The organism is Hansschlegelia zhihuaiae (assembly GCF_004103825.1).
Classification (GTDB): domain Bacteria; phylum Pseudomonadota; class Alphaproteobacteria; order Rhizobiales; family Methylopilaceae; genus Methylopila; species Methylopila zhihuaiae.
On the sequence record NZ_RYFI01000050.1, the window covers coordinates 1 to 1,401 of the forward strand.

The 1,401-nt window shown below is 68.8% G+C and carries 2 protein-coding genes; one reads left to right on the top strand and one right to left on the bottom strand.

Annotated features, from left to right (window positions below):
• The coding region (locus EK403_RS22010) for a tetratricopeptide repeat protein (RefSeq protein ID WP_164919733.1) at positions 1-942 on the top strand (942 nt) is incomplete at its 5' end.
• A 67-nt stretch (positions 943-1,009) separates the two neighbouring features.
• Here EK403_RS22010 and EK403_RS22650 read toward each other — a convergent pair.
• Positions 1,010-1,401 (bottom strand): hypothetical protein (locus EK403_RS22650; RefSeq protein WP_164919734.1); only part of this gene is annotated, 392 nt, incomplete at its 5' end.

Genomic DNA, 1,401 nt, shown 5'->3' on the forward strand with positions numbered 1-1,401 from the left:
GGCGGCGCGGGCGCTTTGCTGGCCAGCGGTCCTCTAAACGCCGACCATGTGCTCGCGCTTTGCCCGCAATATTCGGTGCTCGATCCGGAGCTGCCGGTGGCGCCGGCCTGGCGGTCCGCCATGAAGGGGACGCCAGAACTCTTCGCCCTGCCTGATCTGCTCAGTCGGACGGCCCGGGTGTTCGTGGTGGTGGACCCGAGCTATGGGACGGACATGGCGCACTATCGCGCCGTCGAGAGGACGCGTCCCGTCACCATGATCGCAACGCCGTTCGCGAAGCACGACGCGCCAAAATTCCTGCGAGAAGCAAAGCTGCTCTCTCGCCTTGTCCTTGGTGTAGTCGCCGGACAGGACGGACACCGTCTCGTGGCGACCGGCCGCAGAGCCCGCCGCCGCTGCGTCGCGCGCTACTGGCAGGGCCTGGGGTCGGCGACCCGCGGCCGGTGGCCTGCGGCGCGGGCTCGTGCGGTCCAGATGGCGGGCGAGCTCTCGATCGACACCGTCCGAAAGGGCGGATCGGTGCGCGAAGGATTTTCGGCCATCTCGATTTATGTCGGCGCCCTCGCCGCGGCGGGCCGGGGAGCCGAGGCCGAGAGCGTCGCGACGGAGATGGTCCGGCTGTGTCCGGACGAGCCGAGCGCCTTCGCCCTGGTCGGCGGCCTGGCGTTTCAGGCCGGCCGGCTCGAGGAGGCCGAACGGGCGTTCACGGCCGCCATCCGCATCGACAAGTCGGCGAACGAAATCCGGATGAGTCTTGTGCGGACTTTGATCCGCCTCGGCCGTCAGGACGACGCGGCCAGGCATCTGGAGCGCTGCGCAATGGCCCGCGGCAGCTGGAAGACCTGGCAGGCCGTCGTCGCCGAGCTGGCCAGAGCGGGCGTGACGGGCGCCATGGTCGATCTGGCCACCAGGAAAGTGAACGATCTCAAGCGGCCCGCCTGAAACGCAAAAAGCGCCCCGCCGGCCGGAGCCGAGCGGGGCGCGGTTGCGTCAAAGGGGGCCGCTCAGGTCATCCCAGGTCCACCGCGAACACCAGCGCCAAGCCCGCGATCACGCCGCCGACCGCGAGCAGCGATGCGACGGCCAGCCAATCGCGCGCGGGAACGCGCCCTGCCTCGATCCCCGGCGACGTCAGGTGCATGGTCGCGCCGACCAGTTGAACCGATAGGATCGCGAGAAGCACAGGCGACTTCCGCATCTGATCCGGGTAGTCGAGCCATTTTTGGGCCATGGCGAACACGCCGAGCGCGAAGGAGCCCGCGAAGGAAATCCAGATGCCGAGCGACAGGTGCAGGCCCGGCTCGATCACGCGCGAGTGGATGGCCTCGACCAGAGCGGGAAGCCATCTCAGCAGGATGCCGAACCACATCGTGAACAGCACGGCGCGCAGCAGGACGTAGA